Here is a 15,818-nt window from a genome sequence, read left to right as displayed (position 1 = left end):
AAATGTTTTTTTGAAAATTGAGTAAATTTTAGAGAGATTGTGATGGACATGATATAGTCGAATTATTGAATCACTCAATACATGGAGGTTTCTCATGCCACATTTCACACATCCATCGATTGACGAGACATTTTCGGGTGTCTATTTGCTCACCAATCGAAACGGATCAATCCACCAGTCTTACGGCTATGCGAATCGCTCAGAACAGATTCAACATGACGTGATGACACGGTTCGGAATTGCGTCCGGTTGCAAGCTGTTTACAGCAATCGCGATTTGCCAGTTAGTCGAGCAAGGGAAACTATCCTTTTCCACCTCGCTTGACTCATTTCAAACATTTGCCTTAACTCATCTGTCACCAAACGTCACCGTACATCAGTTGTTGACGCACACATCAGGAATCCCTGACTATTTTGATGAATCCGTCTCTGATGACTTTGAAGCGCTATGGCGTGATATCCCGATGTATCGGCTTCAACAGTTACGTGATTTTTTACCGTTGTTTCAACAAAAATCTATGAAAGACGAACCGGGTTCTCGATTCTCCTACAATAATGCAGGATATATTCTGTTAGGGTTGATTGTAGAAGATGTGACCGGGCAATCTTTCACCGACTATGTCGAACAATCGATTTTTCATCCTGCTGGTATGATTGATTCTGGATACTTTTCACTCGATGCCTTGCCTTCTAGAACAGCACTCGGTTATATTGACCACTCGGACGGCACATGGCGTACAAACCAATATGCGATTCCAATCAAAGGAGGAGCAGATGGTGGCGCGTATGTGACCGCTCAAGACATGACTAAATTTTGGAAATCGCTGTTTTCACATCAGCTTCTTGATACCGCTTCTACGTCGCTTCTTTTGACACCACACGTGACGGTTAATGACCGCGGCGGGAGTTATGGATACGGACTTTGGATTCAACATCACGCATCGGGAGATGTCTATAAATATCACGTGATGGGCTATGACCCTGGTGTCAGTTTCCATTCTGGTTACTATCCAGAAATCGATACCATCTCGGTCATTTGTTCAAATCAATCAGATGGGGCGTTCGACGTCATGAAACAGATTGAAATGCAGATTGGAGAACGGATTGAATGAACATTCGTACTTATATGGAATCAGACTTTGACTCGATTCAACAACTTAATCGCGATGAAGGTTGGAGCCAATTGGTAGAACGTGACGCGTTGACCCGTGAGGCATGGCGTCAATCAAACGTCACCTATGTGATGGAGTCTGAAAATGGAAAGATTGTCGCTTATTTGCGCGGATTGACTGATACGACAGTCAGTTTGTATGTTTGTGAACTGTTGGTCGCTTCTACATATCGTAGACGTGGTCTTGGCGAACAGTTACTCCAACACGTCCATACACTTTATCCAGACACACGGCTTGAGATGCTCGCAAGTCAAAATTCCCACACATATTACGAGAAATTACGGTTTCGTCCGTTCTACGGTTTTCGGAAAACGATTCACGAATAGGAGGAATGTATATGAAACTTGCTCTCATCACAGGCGCATCGCGTGGTCTCGGCCGTTCCATCGCTCAGGAACTACAAGCTAGAGATTACGAGGTGGTCGGGCTCTCTCGCTCACAGGCGGAAGACGTTACGTATCAGCAACGATCAGTCGACCTATCAAACGTCTCGGGGATTGATGCAGTCATTCGGGAGATCACACCGTTTCTAGAGCGGGCTGATTCGGTTTTGCTCGTTCAAAATGCAGCATGGATTGAACCGATTCATCGTGTCGGACAATTAGATGGTGAGAAAGTGACCGCTCATGTCCACGCCAACCTGCTTGCGCCGATGCTATTGGCGAATGCGGTCCTCGCTTTCGGTAAGCCGACCGATTTGATTCATGTGACCTCTGGCGCGGCCAAACGTCCGATCTCAGGTTGGAGCGCATATTGTGGCACGAAAGCAGGACTCGATCATTTCACGGAGACGCTTGCACTAGAGCTAGAAGGAACCTCACATCGTGCAGCTCTATTCAATCCAGGTGTGATGGATACGTCGATGCAGGCGGAGATTCGTTCTTCCTCGAAAGAGGCGTTCGCTGACCTTGAACAATTCCGTGCATACGAAACAGAAGGACGACTCCGTTCTCCTGAAACGGTCGCTCGTATATTTGCTGAACAGTTGATTGACCGTCCTCTAGAAAATGGCAAGACCTATTCGATTTACGACTTAATCAAATAATTTACCAGGTCAAAAAAAGAAACACCCTTCTCTCGTCAAACCGTCTACACTACATGCATAGATACGTGAAAGGGTGAATTTTATGAAAACCATTGCTGGAGGATTACTGCTATTTGGACTGTTTAGCCTCACAATGTCGTTCACAATGATTGGTGATACCGCTGTCGTCGGGGCGATGGTGAGTGGTGTTTCAATTTTATGTAGTGTCGGATTATTATTTGGGGCGACTGAACTCAGCCGAATCCGTCACGACCTGCTCCACGACAAAAAAACGTCTTTCCCATCTGAATGAGGGAAAGACGTTTTTGATTCAATCTTCTTCGTATTCCTCTAATAAATCATCAACATCATATTCTTCGAAGTCGTCTTCATCGATAAAGATATCGCGATCGTTCACGACGTGAATCGGACCATTGGCCACATCGATTCGAATCGTCCACGCCCAAGGAATGCGTAATCGGTTATAAACACCTGTCCAGAACTCCATTGACTCTTGCTCATACTGTTCAAATTCTGTCAGAAGTTCTTTGAACGACACGCCTGTTAACTGGAAGTTTGAATCTTGGAGCCGTTGGAGCGCATGATGCTTCGCTTCTAATTCGGCCGCTCGAACCATTTCCTCAGCTGTCGCCATCTCCAGGATCGTCCCGTCTGGTGGGAGAATATCGTATACGTTGAACAATTCGCCTTCTTCTACTTCTACATCGTCAAACTCATAGTCATCGTGCCGCATACTACATTCCTCCTTACGCAATTTGAATCCCCTTTATTGTACCACTCTCTACCCGTTTCCCCCTAAAGATTCGTGCATATATTTCATTTTGCCAGGGAAAGACTGTTAGAGTGAGGACATCTATAGGAAAAGAGGTTAAGCAGATGAATGAATCATTCCAAGCACTCGTGCTAGACCAACACGAGGAACGCCTTCATGCCGAAGTAAAAGAAGTGAACGCCGACGTCCTTCCGAAAGAAGAGGATGGAAACGTCTTAGTCGAAGTCCACTATTCCGCATTGAATTATAAAGACGCGCTCGGATTGACGACTTCAGGAAAAATCGTCAATCGCTATCCGTTCATTCCGGGATGCGAATTCGTTGGAACTGTCGTCGAATCAGACCACCTCGACATCAAAGTTGGCGATGAGGTGATTGCCACTGGTTTCGGGATTGGGGAACGGCATTTCGGTGGATTTAGCCAGTATGCGCAAGTACCGGGGAAATGGCTCGTGAAGTTACCTAAAGGAATGAGCATGCGAGATGCAATCGCCATCGGAACACCAGGACTCACCGCCATGCTTTCCATTGATGCACTCGAACACGCTGGTGTGCGTCCAGGCGAAGAAGTGCTCGTCACAGGAGCGACAGGTGGTGTCGGAAGCTTCGCGATTACGTTGCTTCGTCGCCTCGGCTACCATGTCGTCGCCTCCACTGGTAAAACAGATTCACCATACTTACGCTCACTCGGTGTCGAGACGATCATCGATCGAAGCGAATTAGAAGGACCTGCCCGTCCCCTTGCCAAGCAACGCTTCGATGCCGCTATCGATTCGGTCGGTGGAAATACACTCGCCAACATCTTGAGCCAGATACGATATGAAGGTGCTGTCGCCGCATGCGGTCTCGTCGGAGGCGCCGAGTTGCCGACGAGCGTTTATCCGTTTATTTTACGCGGCGTGAAGCTCATCGGCATCGATTCGGTCATGCAACCCATGGTTCGTCGTACGAACGCATGGGAACGCCTCGAAGAACTCATCGATCCGAAAGTTCTCAACGAGATGATCCATGAGATTCCGTTACACGACGTCCCTCGTCACGCCGAGGCGATGATGCGTGGCGAATTGAGCGGTCGTACCGTCGTCCGCCTTCGCTAAGCACATGAAAAGAGGCTGAATCACTCACGATTCAGCCTCTTTCCTCTCTATTCTCCATGGTGTGAAATCAGATGGTGAATCCGGCAGGTGCGTCTTTCACGACAACGAGTACCTTCCCTTGATCTAACTTTTCTTCGAGACGCTCTGATTCTTCTTTTGTGAAGCCGAGCTCCTGAAAATCGGCTCGCAGTTCATCTCCTTTTTTGCGGAACACGTTTTTGGCAGCTGTCCCCAAACCGACGTCACTTGCTGAGACGGTGTTCGCATCGGCATTGTCCGCGACACGCTTACTTCGATCATCGTCATGTGTGATGACGTAGATGTTAGATTCATCAATCCCATTTGTTTTCATCGATTGAACGGCGGTAACGACTTCTTCATCATTTGTAAATTCTTTGTACAAAACTGACATGTCTATTCTCCTCCTTCAATTCTACTACATTATTAGTTATTACCTTCCTTCCTGTTCTTCACACATTAAAAAACGATGACAAACGTCATCGTTTTGTTAAACGGCAGGTTCCTGCCCTTTTCGCTTTTTCAATTCTTCTAATAAAATGTTCGATTCATTGAATGGAATCGACTGGCGACCAATCCGTTCGATGTGGTCATGTCCTTTCCCGACGACCACGACACGCTTTCCTTCTAACGCTTGCGTGGCCGCATGGCGCAGGGCTTCTTCCCTTGCTTCAAACGTCACATACTTCACATCCGGTTGGATTCCTTTTACTAAGTCACGAATGATTTGTTTCGGGTCTTCCATGCGGATATCATGTACCGTGACAATCACCTCGTTTGAATAGCGGCTTGCGATTCGTCCCATATCTTGACGTTTCGTGGGATCTCGGTCTCCTGCCGCACTTAACACGACGACAAGTGCACGGTCGTCTTGTTGCAATGTAGACAAACATTTCTCTAGCCCGTCTGGTGTATGAGCATAGTCGATATATATCTCGGCATCCTCTGTAGCTAAACGTTCTAACCGCCCTTTTGGCAAGGTGAGTCCTGGAACATTTGAAACGATGGTCCGTAGCGCCATATCCGAAGTCGACACAAGTCCAATGGCCGCCGCTAAGTTCGCTGCGTTGAACGCCCCCATGAATCGGACGGGCACTTCGAGCTTGAACTCCTTCATACTGACGAGTACCGTTTCTTCACGCCAAATCACTTGGATGTCCGCCTCGATGTCCTCTTTTGTACTATACATAATGGCTTGACGTGTCGGCGCAAACTCAGCCATGACATGACTAGCCGGATCTTCCGCATTTAACACAATCGCCTCACCATTCGTCACTTCCACTTGTTCAAACAATCGCGCTTTGGCCCGGGCATACTCATCCATCGAACGATGATAGTCTAAATGATCATGCGTCAAATTCGTAAACGCAGCAGCATGAAAGTGTATTCCCGCTACGCGACCTTCCATTAAGGCATGCGATGATACCTCGAGTACGCAATCCGTGACGCCTGCATCGACCATCTCTGCTAATATGCGATGTAAGACGACGGCTTCTGGTGTCGTATTGGCTGTCTCAACCGTTTGATTATGAAAACGCGCGCCAATCGTACTAACGATTCCGGCACGACGTCCTGAAAGACGCAACAAATCATAAGTCAATGTCGCCGTCGTAGTTTTTCCATTCGTTCCTGTCACACCGTATATACGCATCCGATGAGAGGGATGATCATAAAATACACTCGCAACCTCTCCTGCCGTCTGTTTCGTATCGGCAACAACCACATTCGGAACATCGAGATCGAGTGGATATTCTGAGATGACCGCACTCGCACCGTTGGCGACGGCGTCCTCCGCGAACTTATGACCGTCAACCGTATAACCGCGAATGCAAATAAAGACATTCCCTGAACTGACCTTCCTGGAATCGGTTTCGACTCCGGTCACCCATGGATCAAAAATGTCATCCATCTCATTTTGTAAAATGGCGGATAAACGTTTCGTTCTCATGCTGTGTACGTCCTTTCTCATGGGTGTCGCTAGGTTCATAAAACCTTATCGTCATGTTACTAGATTTTAACGGCAATTGAGATGACAAATATATTACTTCCCGTTTTCAAAGAAAAGCAATCACTTCACAAAAAAAACCTAGACGTTGCACTCACGTACTAGGTTCCTCCATTTTGAATGCTAAATTGTATTTTAGTAGCTCCGCCTCAAGGACAAAAAGGGCATTCGGTCCGATTCCATGCCAACTCGCAACCTCACGGCGTGTATAGGGACACAATTCATGCAGAGACTCGATTCCTTTAGCGACTAGTGCCCTTTTAGCTGGCGCTGCTAACGTTGGTAAGGCAATCATCCAATCTCCGCCTTTCGCTTTCTAAATCGTCCGTTGATGGGAAGACAGGCAAGAACTTGCTCGATTCGAAACGTTCGTCTCGCTTGTTTATTCAAATCCCATGCCACCACGTACTCTCCTTGCACTTTAATCAGTTTGACCCGCCGCTCTGAAAATGTCCCATGTCGATCGACATACACCATTTCTGTGACTTGTCCCGAACGCATCCATCGTAACAATTCTTCTCTCATCCTGTTTTCCCTCCTTTATTTTCATTATACAGAACATTTGTTCCTATTTCTATTGATAAGCTGTTCGCTGATTCAAATTTCGATTATGATGAAGGAAATCAAATGAGAGAGGAAAAAACCGATGACTTATGTATTATTACTGATCTTGGCTGCCTTTTTATTCGGGGCAATGATTTTCGCTGCGCTCGCGTTACCAAACCTTCGCAACATTTTATTCAATCGTGGCAGTTTGTTCAATCAACAGAGTGAAACCGTCACTTGTCCGAAGTGTAAAACATCATTCAAACGCGCGCCGGGAGACGCACAAACTTGTCCGAATTGTTATCACACTTTTTGAATCGTTGAGGGGCATGCATATTCGACCGCTATTCTTCATATTCCTTGGTTTAAATGGTAGCAAATGAGTGAAAGAACAGAGAGGATGCTTTATCAGAGTAAAGTTCCTGATTCTTTTTATCGTTGAAACCTTCATTCCATACGAAAGGAGTTGCATATGCTTCCTACACTCGATGAACGCCTGGTCGATCAAATTCGTCTTAAAAATCGCCAAGCCTTAGAACATTTATACTCACGCTATGAAAAACTACTTTATCGATATGCGCTTCATCTGAATGACCATCCTGCAACTGCAGAGGCGGCCTTGACCGATTTATTTTGTCGGATTTGGCAACAACGTCTCGATTTCAATCCACATTCCGAAACGATTCGTGCGACCCTCATCCGTTCATTAGAGGAAATCATGCACTATATGAAAGAAGACAAATCAGATTCCAACACTTCTAAAATCCCTTCTGCATAAGGTTTTGTTGTCATCTCCGGATACATCTGTTTTGCCTGTTCGGTCGCGTTGTTCACCAAGTATCCGTTCCCGACATATGCTAGCATGCTAATGTCGTTCCCACTGTCGCCAAAAGCGTACGTATCTTCTCGTGAAAAGGAAGCAGTGGCGTATACATATTCCAGGCTTGATACTTTCCCCGCATGCTTCGGATAAAAATCGACATCGAATGCATCAGCCGGGTCACCCGCTTTCGGATTGCATCGACTCATATTGACAGCAATGCCAGCTGAATCTGTCAGCATCCGAAGCGTTTCTCTCCATGAACCGACTTGGTCGCGGACATAGTAACTTCGAATCCAAGGACTCATCCCATTCCCTGGCTGTTCATCTAATTCAATATGCATCTGTCCAGTCTGTGACACGATGCGTTCCACACGTGATACAAAATCGCTCGGAAACGGTTCTTGATAAGCCTTGTCCTCAACGAACGTTCCGTCCGTCTCGATTCGATATAATTCTGTGCCAAGACTCGAGGCGATTCGATGAGGCCAAAAGCGAAGATTCGCCCGTTTTGCTTTTTCGTGTATCGACGCAAGCGAGCTCCCCGTCACCCACATCGTCGACACGCTTGACGAATGTCGTTCCAAAAAGTCCTCGAGCCGACGGACAGAAGCTAGTTGGTCAGCTGAACATGCATGTGGAAAATAGGTCTCATCAAAATCAAAACAAACAAGTGTACGTCCTTCATCTGTGAATCGCTTCATTCTATCGTCTCCTTATCGTTTTCCCTTTCCTGTATAGTACAATGAAACGGAGGAGGGATCTTATGATTCAACGTATCGCTCAAATCTATTGCCAAATGAGTAGCCTGATCACGGGATTGATCATCGTTTTCGCTTTCCTATTTGGCATTCGATCGTATTTCTTTTGGATCACGGTCAGTTCTCCTATGGTCGCCATCGGGTTGATGCTCGTGACGGCGGTCGGGCTGAGCATCATCACCTATACCTTTTCAGAGAAATTACGATTATTCATTTTTACGAAACTTCCAATCCCATCATCTACGTGTTCAATAAATAGTCACACAAAATAGGCATCCATTTTTCGATTTTATACGTTAGATCAATACAAGGGACATCCCTTCTGCGCAAAGGAGTATGTTATGACTGACTTAGAATTGTACGAGCGTGTCCGGCAAAAGGACAAAGAAGCGCTCGAAATATTGTATGATCGGTATGAGCGAATTTTATACGCCTTTGTCCTACAACTGACAAAGGATCGCGATTTAGCCGAAGAAGCCATGCAAGAAGTATTTATCAAGTTGTGGCGCGGCGGTGGCGTCTATGATGATTCGAAAGGCAAGTTCAGGTCCTGGCTCTTTACGATGAGCCGCCACGTGGCCATCGATTTGATTCGAAAGCGTAAACCTGATTTACAATTAGATGAGTCCTACGCGGAGGCCATCCCTTCTGAGTCACCATCCGTTGAAAAAGAAGTGGAGTGGCAAGAAGAACGCGCTCAAATCGAGACGGCCATGGCAACACTTCCAGCCGAACAACAGCAAGTCGTCCGACTCATGTACTTCCAAGGGCTCAGTCAGCAGAAGATCGCTGATGCATGTGGCATCCCGCTTGGTACAGTGAAAGGAAGGGTCCGACTGGCGCTGAAGCAACTGAGGAAACAGTTATCCCATGAATTCATCGGAAAGGAGGTAGAACAATGAACGCATGCGACCAATTGATTGACTATTTCAACCAACATCTATCAGAAGATGAGCGAGCGAAATTTGAACAACATCTGGCTTCGTGTAAAGATTGTCAAGAAGAGCTCGAACAACTCGAAGCACTCGTCGGTGGCGTCGCGTTCTTGTCTACTCCGATTGAACCACCCCGAGGCATGAAAGCACGTGTCCTCGATCGTGTATTCGAAGAAGAAGAAGACAATGAACCCGTGACATCTTCTGTGACATCTGATCCCGTTCCACCTGTCACACCTTTCAAAGCAAAACGAGAACGGAAAGTACCTGTCTGGGGGATGGTGACGCTCGCGGCGGCACTCCTTCTCTCTTTGATCGGAAACGGGTATCTGCTCACCAATCAACCCGACTCACCTGGCATCGCATTGACCGAGACGATTCCACTTGAGGGTGAATCTGAAGGAACCGCTTATCTTGCAGAGCAAGACGGTACGACGCAATTGATTGTCCAAACGAACGGCTTAGCTTCACTCGACGACAATGAAGTGTACCAAGTCTGGCTTTTAAAAGATAATGCTCCGATCCCAACCGGTGCCTTTGTCACAGACGACAAAGGTAACGGGACCGTCATCTATACGCTCGACTCAGATGAAGTCGACGTCGACTGGGATACGGTCGCCGTCACGAAAGAACCAAACCGTGGAAACGAGACACCACAAGGTGAAATGGTCTTAAGCGCAAGTTTATAATTCCCTAACCGGACGCATCTGCCGTCCGGTTTTTTGTTATGATGAACCAAAGGAGTGAATGGGATGCAAAAACCAAAAATCGGTATTGTCGGACTTGGAAATATCGCTCAAAAAGCGTATTTACCCATCCTTTCGATTCATCCTCGAATCGACTTGATCGGTGCCTTTTCCCCGAACACATCTAAGCGAGACATGATTTGCCAAACGTATCGAATGACCTCTTTCGACACGTTGAATGAACTCGCCTCATCCATCGATGCAGCGTTCGTACATAGTTCAACGGAAACTCATTATGACATCGTATCGTATTTATTAGAACACGGCGTCGATGTTTATGTTGATAAGCCCCTCGCCGCAACAATCGAGGAAGCGGAGCAGCTCGTCATTCAAGCCGAACGTCTTGGGCGTAAATTGATGGTCGGGTTCAATCGACGTTTCGCTCCGATGTATATGCGTCTACAAAACGAGTCCTCTGCTCACATGATTGATGTGGTAAAACATCGCGAGAATGACGTCGGCCCTAAGGATGCGACCTTCACCTTACTCGATGATTACTTACATGTCATTGATACGCTACGTTTCCTCGCTGGTAATAAGCTAACACTCGTCTCAGGTCACGTCGAAGTCAATGACAAGCATGAGCTTCGATTCGCCCGCCACGTGTGGCAAGATGAGCACGGAATGCACACGACATCGATGCACCGTTCAGCAGGAGTGAACCATGAGCACGTCTCGATCGTCCGGGATGGCGAACGATTGTCTGTCGAAGAGATGGTCACGCTACATCGTTTCAAGCAAGGTCGGCATGAGGTCGAAACGTTCGGGTCGTGGGACACGACACTCACGCAACGTGGTTTCCAGGGCGCGATTGACCACTTCATTTCCGCACTCATCGATGATACAGCGATTTCAACAGACGGTCGTGTTGCCCTTGAGACACAACGACTTGTCACAAATCTAATCAAGTGAAGGAGGGCTATATATGGATTTCTTTTTCTACATCATGGTTATGGTGATTGTCGTCTCGTCAGTCGGTGCCAATACGATTATCAAAACGAGAGAAGCACGTGTCGAAGAACGACGATTGAAGATCGAAGAAGAGAAACTCGCGATCCAACGGCTTGAACTCGAGATGAAGCGCGAACAAGACAAACTCGACCATCATGGATTTTAATCAAAAGCGGTCACCCTCCAAAATGAGGGCGACCGCTTTGCCATTACAGATGACGATTTGAAATCGGCAGTTGTTCTCTTCGTTCCGCGAGCGTCGACCACGTCACAGCCGTCATGATACAACCGGCACCGATAAAGAAGTTAAGATGGAGCGTTTCGTTCAAAACGAGCCACCCGAGCGTCCCGCCAACCAAGGGTTGAAAGAAGAAAAAGAGTGACCCGACACTCGCATCCATTAACTCGAGTCCTTTGTTCCAGAAGAAAAACGCTCCTGCCGTCGATACGACACCGATATAGAGAACACTAAGCCAAAGGACGCCATTTAACTTTGGCCAACCTGCTTGCATCACCTCTATACTCATCAAAGGCGTCATCAATAACCAGGCGACTCCAATCGCAAATGTCGTGAGCGTCAAGGTCGACAACGTCTGTGTGCCGATTTTTACATAAATCGACATGAGCGCCCACGTCACGGCAGCTAGAACAAGTATGAAACTGCCTACTCGATACGTCCCTTCCCCTTCCCAACCAACCACGATGAGAACACCGACCGTTGCCAATCCAAGTGCTCCAATCTTGACAGGAGTCAGTCGTTCCTTCAATAGGATTCGGGCAAATAACACCATGAAAGCTGGCGTCGCTGCGGTCACAAGGGACCCGGTATGTGCATCCGATAGCTTCGTTCCGATAAATTGAAACGAAATCGAGGCAACGTATCCGATGACACCGACAAGTCCGATCCATTTCCAATCTGCCCTTCGAATCGATTCTCGTCCAAACCGAAACCAAACGACGAATAAGACCATAAATGCAACAGCGTATCGTAACCAGACGAACGTGAACGGTTCAATATATGCGAGTGCATATTTACTGACCACATACATTCCTCCCCATATACTCGCCGCAAGGGTCAAACTGAGTGCTCCTAGCCATTCTTTCCTCATTTTCTCGCCTCCTCAATGGCGACTATATACGACGCCTTCGCTTCGATTCCCTCTATTTTCATTGTCAGGTAGATGAAAAACGCTTACAATCAAGATATAGATTGAATGAAAGGAGGGAGAAAGGTGAAATTTGTCGGACGTACGCATTGGACAACTGAACATTTGTACGTTTTGCGTGCGATTTTTCACGATGTCGCTTAATCAAGGGACCCGTCTGTCCTTTTTTAGACATTGCTGAATATACGACAAAGCGCCTCTCTCTTTCTAAACCGAGCGCTTCTTTGCGCTCGGTTTTTTTGATAGGCCCTAACCTTAGGAGGAACCTATTATGTTGATCGATCTTCAACACATTCAAAAACAATACGGTGGGCACGCTGTTCTCACAGATGCCAATTTATTCATGAACGAAAATGAACGAGTCGGGCTCGTTGGTCGAAACGGCAGTGGCAAAACGACGCTATTGCGCATCATTGTCGGCTCCGAAGAACATGACGATGGAACGATTTACCGTCGACAAAGACTTTCCGTCGGTTATTTGGTCCAGCTTCCCGACTATCCCGGACGAAGTGGTCGTGAGGTCCTCTACACTGCTTTTGAGGAAGTGATTCGTCTAAGCGAAAAGATGGCTCATCTCGAGCAAGAAATGGCGACGTCCAAACAACTAGAACGTCTTCTCGAATCATACGGTGCTATCCAAGAACAATTCGAACATGCGGGTGGATATGTCTACGAGTCAAAAATCAGCGCAATGATTGATGGACTCAAATTGACCTCATTCGCGGACCAACCGTTTGATACGCTAAGCGGTGGCGAGCGTACAAAAATCGGTCTCGCCTTGGCGCTTCTTCAGGAACCAGAGCTACTCATTTTAGATGAACCGACGAACCATCTAGATTTAGAAGCGATGACATGGCTCGAATCCTATTTACAGGATTATGCTTCAGCGCTCCTCATCGTCTCCCATGACCGGGTCTTCTTAGATGCGGTCGCCACGCGAATCGTCGAGTGCGAGGATGGAGAATTGACGAGTTATCCTGGGAATTATACGGATTTCGTTGCCCAAAAAGAAAAACAGTTGCTTGACCAGTTTCATGCTTACACGGAGCAACAGAAGAAAATCAAAAAAATGAAAGAAACGATTCGACAGTTGCGGCAATGGGCCAACGAGGGCAATCCACCGAATGAAAAGTTCTATCGTCGCGCCAAATCGATGGAAAAGGCTCTCGAACGAATTGAACGAATCAAACGACCACAACTCGAAGCCGAGCAACCGAATATCCAGTTCACGACGAACGGGCGAACCGGGCGCGACGTCTTCGAAGTAAATGATATGACACTTATCTATGATCGTCCTCTATTTGAAGACGTGCACTTCTACACAGGGCACGGGGAACGCGTCGCCATCGTCGGACCGAACGGGAGTGGAAAGTCTTCGCTTTTGAAAATATTGCTCGGTGAAGTTATCCCGCAAGCCGGAACCGTAAGGCGAGCCGACCAAGCCAAAATCGGCTATCTATCGCAACACATCACATTCGACGAATCTCATCGCTTAATCGAGGCGTTTCGGGACCGGATCGCAGTCGATGAAGGCAAAGCGAGACACCTTCTCGCTCAATTTCTGTTTTACGGCGCGAGTGTGTTTAAACCGGTCACGAATTTGAGCGGCGGGGAGAAGATGCGACTCATGCTTGCCATCCTCGTCCATGAAGAAATCAATGTCCTTGTCCTAGATGAGCCGACGAACCACCTCGATATCGAATCGAGAGAGGCACTTGAAGAGGCGCTCGAACGTTTCCCTGGAACGGTCGTTACGGTTTCTCATGACCGCTACTTCTTAAATAAGCTGTTCCCCATCACGTATTGGCTCGACGGGACGATGACGCGTTTCGAAGGTAATGTCGCCTATGCCCTCGACAAGCGTGGACAGGCATCGAAAGATGAACCTGTAACGGAGCGCGTCAAACCATCAAAATCGCTGAAGCAGACGAAAGTCGCTCCATCTACGGTTGATGAGGAAACTCACCTAACCCAATTAGAGACAGAACATCGGGCACTGCTCCAACGGATGAATGAATTGGATGACCTTGATGAATTGATGGCGTTACAACGACAAGTTGATGCATTGCAAAAAGAAATCGATGACGTGATGACACGTTTGCTCGAATCTTTATAACCTAATATAGAGAAGCGGCACCCAATCAAGGGCGCCGCTTCTTTTGCTCGAATCGAATCTGTATGAAATAGCCGATGACCGCGATAGCCATCAACCCAATTGGGAGTATGCGGTAAAGACCTTCCATCGTTCCCGTTGTCAAAAGAATCACTCCACTAAGGAACGTTCCGAACCAATATAGCTTTGGCATATGATCCCTCCATCGGTTGCATTCACTCAATAGGATACCACAAGAAAAGCGCCCTCACTCGGCGCTTTTCTTGATTCTCTAGTCCCCGGACTTTCATCCAACCAAGCCCTTGCTCGATTGACCGTCCCATCCATGATTTGGTTCGACTAGAGATGTCCAAGCCAACGTGACGCATCATTCCAATCCGTTCATCGTCCATTGGTTCACCAATTGTTTTTCATTCGAAAACATGAAATCGAATAGGTGACTCATAGACATTTTGATTGAATGGGCACGAGAGGACTTGGCACCTATGATGTCCACTTCTGACGCGGATCATGTGGAATTCCGTATACAAACAGTCTGTCTGGTATGCTTGCTCCGATGGCAAGCAGAGGCCGACGTATCATCGTTTGGAATACACGATTCACGTTCATATGGACTTTGCCCATCCCTTTCATCCATAAGCGACAGGTGACGAAAGTGCCTCCCCGTTCCCAACTCATTTCAGAAAGTGAATGGTTACATGTATACAATATCCGTTTTAAGTGAGATTCAATCCTCGTTCACGATTTCTCCATAATCCAATTCATACATAATGCGTCAGCGCATAAGCGACCCCGTCCTCTTCTACATCCTTTGTAATATGCGTGCTTAAATCTTTTAACGGATCCACAGCATTCCCCATCGCAATCCTTATTTCTGCCACTTCGAACATCGACACATCATTCAGATTGTCTCCGATGGCGACGACATCACGCATCGGAATCTGTTCATGCTCAGCTAGCTGTTTCAAGGCTGCGCCTTTACTCGCATGAGGATGTCCGATTTCAATTTTCGTCCACCCCGCAGTCGTAATCAAAATATCGTTCCGTGGTTCATAGATTTTACGCAACCGGTGTAGCTTTCGGCGATCGAACGAATAGACAAACACCTTGTACACTTCATCTCGTGCAAAGTCGATGTCTGCCATCGAATCCATATACGTCAGACCGAATTGCTCATTTTGAATTTCAATCTCACGTTCCGCCCACTCGCGAGTGAACGATTGATCGTGTGGCAACACCTCATCGAGTTCCCGCTTCAGTAAATCGCTTCCTGAACGGAGAACCTTCACTCCCGCATTCGTATAAAATTCAACGTACGCATCGTCCGCATCAGCGATTTCCCACAGTTCATTTACGATTGTCTGATCCATCGCATGATAGTAAATTCGCTCGTTCTCATAGAACCCGATTGCTCCGTTACCTGACAAAATCGGACAGATGAGGTCACTTCGCTTCAACAGCTCCTCGATATCATGAATCGAACGTCCTGAACAAATCGCAACGATATCACCATTATCTTGCCGACGACGAATCGCCTCCTGGTTTGCCTCTGTTATCACGCCTGTGCGCGATAACAGCGTCCCGTCTAAATCAATCGCAATCAATTTCATATCGTTCCCTCCTCTTTGGTTCTTTTCCCGATTCAACTATACAAAACACGATGAAATGCGTC

22 protein-coding genes are annotated in these 15,818 nt (G+C 47.1%); 13 read left to right on the top strand and 9 right to left on the bottom strand.

Features of this window, described 5'->3' with window-relative positions:
• Positions 1 to 94: 94 nt before the first annotated feature.
• The 4 genes from KNO79_RS00585 (at position 95) to KNO79_RS00570 (ending at position 2,508) form a co-directional block, all read left to right on the top strand.
• Positions 95 to 1,111: a serine hydrolase domain-containing protein gene (locus KNO79_RS00585; RefSeq protein ID WP_196431363.1), complete on the top strand. Its 1,017-nt coding sequence runs from the start codon at positions 95 to 97 to the stop codon at positions 1,109 to 1,111.
• Positions 1,108 to 1,497 (top strand): GNAT family N-acetyltransferase, encoded by a 390-nt coding sequence (locus KNO79_RS00580; RefSeq protein WP_074035497.1) that lies wholly within the window; start codon positions 1,108 to 1,110, stop codon positions 1,495 to 1,497. The genes KNO79_RS00585 and KNO79_RS00580 overlap by 4 nt, the downstream gene beginning before the upstream one ends.
• Before the next feature lie 11 nt (positions 1,498 to 1,508).
• Complete coding sequence (locus tag KNO79_RS00575; RefSeq protein WP_214690380.1) at positions 1,509 to 2,216, top strand: SDR family NAD(P)-dependent oxidoreductase; 708 nt, start codon at positions 1,509 to 1,511, stop codon at positions 2,214 to 2,216.
• A gap of 82 nt (positions 2,217 to 2,298) precedes the next feature.
• Positions 2,299 to 2,508, top strand: coding sequence for a hypothetical protein (locus KNO79_RS00570; protein WP_012727529.1), 210 nt, complete (start codon positions 2,299 to 2,301; stop codon positions 2,506 to 2,508).
• 18 nt (positions 2,509 to 2,526) lie between these two features.
• Here the strand turns inward: KNO79_RS00570 and KNO79_RS00565 are convergent, their stop codons facing one another.
• Entirely contained in the window at positions 2,527 to 2,949 is a 423-nt protein-coding gene (locus KNO79_RS00565; RefSeq protein ID WP_012727530.1) for a hypothetical protein, read from the bottom strand.
• A 143-nt stretch (positions 2,950 to 3,092) separates the two neighbouring features.
• On the opposite strand from KNO79_RS00565, the gene KNO79_RS00560 reads away from it, so the two are divergent.
• On the top strand, positions 3,093 to 4,085 hold the full coding sequence (locus KNO79_RS00560) for an MDR family oxidoreductase (protein WP_159563073.1): 993 nt from the start codon (positions 3,093 to 3,095) through the stop codon (positions 4,083 to 4,085).
• A gap of 67 nt (positions 4,086 to 4,152) precedes the next feature.
• On the opposite strand, the gene KNO79_RS00555 is transcribed toward KNO79_RS00560, so the two are convergent.
• The 4 genes from KNO79_RS00555 to KNO79_RS00540 form a co-directional block, all read right to left on the bottom strand.
• Positions 4,153 to 4,497, bottom strand: a complete 345-nt coding sequence (locus KNO79_RS00555) for a YflT domain-containing protein (RefSeq protein ID WP_012727532.1) — start codon at positions 4,495 to 4,497, stop codon at positions 4,153 to 4,155.
• A 96-nt stretch (positions 4,498 to 4,593) separates the two neighbouring features.
• Complete coding sequence (locus tag KNO79_RS00550) at positions 4,594 to 6,051, bottom strand: UDP-N-acetylmuramoyl-L-alanyl-D-glutamate--2,6-diaminopimelate ligase (RefSeq protein ID WP_196431365.1); 1,458 nt, start codon at positions 6,049 to 6,051, stop codon at positions 4,594 to 4,596.
• Positions 6,052 to 6,202: 151 nt separating this feature from the next.
• A complete protein-coding gene (locus KNO79_RS00545) occupies positions 6,203 to 6,403 on the bottom strand; it encodes a helix-hairpin-helix domain-containing protein (RefSeq protein ID WP_047794766.1) in 201 nt (66 codons plus the stop codon).
• Entirely contained in the window at positions 6,400 to 6,633 is a 234-nt protein-coding gene (locus tag KNO79_RS00540) for a WYL domain-containing protein (RefSeq protein ID WP_074035487.1), read from the bottom strand. Before KNO79_RS00540 ends, KNO79_RS00545 begins: the two co-directional genes overlap by 4 nt.
• Positions 6,634 to 6,754: 121 nt before the next feature.
• Between KNO79_RS00540 and KNO79_RS00535 the strand changes: the two genes are divergently transcribed.
• Together KNO79_RS00535 and KNO79_RS00530 are read left to right on the top strand one after the other, a co-directional pair.
• On the top strand, positions 6,755 to 6,970 hold the full coding sequence (locus KNO79_RS00535; RefSeq protein WP_012727536.1) for a hypothetical protein: 216 nt from the start codon (positions 6,755 to 6,757) through the stop codon (positions 6,968 to 6,970).
• A gap of 156 nt (positions 6,971 to 7,126) precedes the next feature.
• A complete protein-coding gene (locus tag KNO79_RS00530) occupies positions 7,127 to 7,432 on the top strand; it encodes an RNA polymerase sigma factor (RefSeq protein WP_196431366.1) in 306 nt (101 codons plus the stop codon).
• On the opposite strand, the gene KNO79_RS00525 is transcribed toward KNO79_RS00530, so the two are convergent.
• Entirely contained in the window at positions 7,378 to 8,178 is an 801-nt protein-coding gene (locus tag KNO79_RS00525; protein ID WP_196431367.1) for an HAD-IIB family hydrolase, read from the bottom strand. The two genes, KNO79_RS00530 and KNO79_RS00525, sit on opposite strands and share 55 nt — an antisense overlap.
• Before the next feature lie 62 nt (positions 8,179 to 8,240).
• On the opposite strand from KNO79_RS00525, the gene KNO79_RS00520 reads away from it, so the two are divergent.
• From KNO79_RS00520 to KNO79_RS00500, 5 genes are all read left to right on the top strand, one after another.
• On the top strand, positions 8,241 to 8,507 hold the full coding sequence (locus KNO79_RS00520; protein WP_196431368.1) for a hypothetical protein: 267 nt from the start codon (positions 8,241 to 8,243) through the stop codon (positions 8,505 to 8,507).
• Positions 8,508 to 8,576: 69 nt separating this feature from the next.
• Positions 8,577 to 9,137 (top strand): RNA polymerase sigma factor, encoded by a 561-nt coding sequence (locus tag KNO79_RS00515; RefSeq protein ID WP_196431369.1) that lies wholly within the window; start codon positions 8,577 to 8,579, stop codon positions 9,135 to 9,137.
• Entirely contained in the window at positions 9,134 to 9,859 is a 726-nt protein-coding gene (locus tag KNO79_RS00510) for an anti-sigma factor (RefSeq protein ID WP_196431370.1), read from the top strand. Before KNO79_RS00515 ends, KNO79_RS00510 begins: the two co-directional genes overlap by 4 nt.
• Positions 9,860 to 9,922: 63 nt before the next feature.
• Positions 9,923 to 10,828: a Gfo/Idh/MocA family protein gene (locus KNO79_RS00505; RefSeq protein ID WP_196431371.1), complete on the top strand. Its 906-nt coding sequence runs from the start codon at positions 9,923 to 9,925 to the stop codon at positions 10,826 to 10,828.
• Between the two features lie 13 nt (positions 10,829 to 10,841).
• The gene (locus tag KNO79_RS00500) at positions 10,842 to 11,033 is read left to right on the top strand and encodes a hypothetical protein (protein ID WP_074035480.1); all 192 of its coding nucleotides are present in this window, start codon (positions 10,842 to 10,844) and stop codon (positions 11,031 to 11,033) included.
• Positions 11,034 to 11,076: 43 nt separating this feature from the next.
• Here KNO79_RS00500 and KNO79_RS00495 read toward each other — a convergent pair whose 3' ends face one another.
• On the bottom strand, positions 11,077 to 11,976 hold the full coding sequence (locus KNO79_RS00495; protein ID WP_074035478.1) for a DMT family transporter: 900 nt from the start codon (positions 11,974 to 11,976) through the stop codon (positions 11,077 to 11,079).
• A 328-nt stretch (positions 11,977 to 12,304) separates the two neighbouring features.
• Between KNO79_RS00495 and abc-f the strand changes: the two genes are divergently transcribed.
• A complete protein-coding gene (abc-f, locus tag KNO79_RS00490; protein ID WP_214690379.1) occupies positions 12,305 to 14,149 on the top strand; it encodes a ribosomal protection-like ABC-F family protein in 1,845 nt (614 codons plus the stop codon).
• A gap of 25 nt (positions 14,150 to 14,174) precedes the next feature.
• On the opposite strand, the gene KNO79_RS00485 is transcribed toward abc-f, so the two are convergent.
• Positions 14,175 to 14,339: a hypothetical protein gene (locus KNO79_RS00485; protein ID WP_167365511.1), complete on the bottom strand. Its 165-nt coding sequence runs from the start codon at positions 14,337 to 14,339 to the stop codon at positions 14,175 to 14,177.
• Between the two features lie 568 nt (positions 14,340 to 14,907).
• Entirely contained in the window at positions 14,908 to 15,756 is an 849-nt protein-coding gene (locus tag KNO79_RS00480; RefSeq protein ID WP_214690378.1) for a Cof-type HAD-IIB family hydrolase, read from the bottom strand.
• Positions 15,757 to 15,818: the final 62 nt, after the last annotated feature.

Origin of the sequence: Exiguobacterium sp. s43, from assembly GCF_018617255.1 — a bacterium.
In the GTDB taxonomy this organism is placed as follows: domain Bacteria; phylum Bacillota; class Bacilli; order Exiguobacteriales; family Exiguobacteriaceae; genus Exiguobacterium; species Exiguobacterium profundum.
The sequence above is the reverse complement of the archived record's forward strand: the minus strand, read 5'-3'. Positions and strand labels throughout refer to the sequence as shown.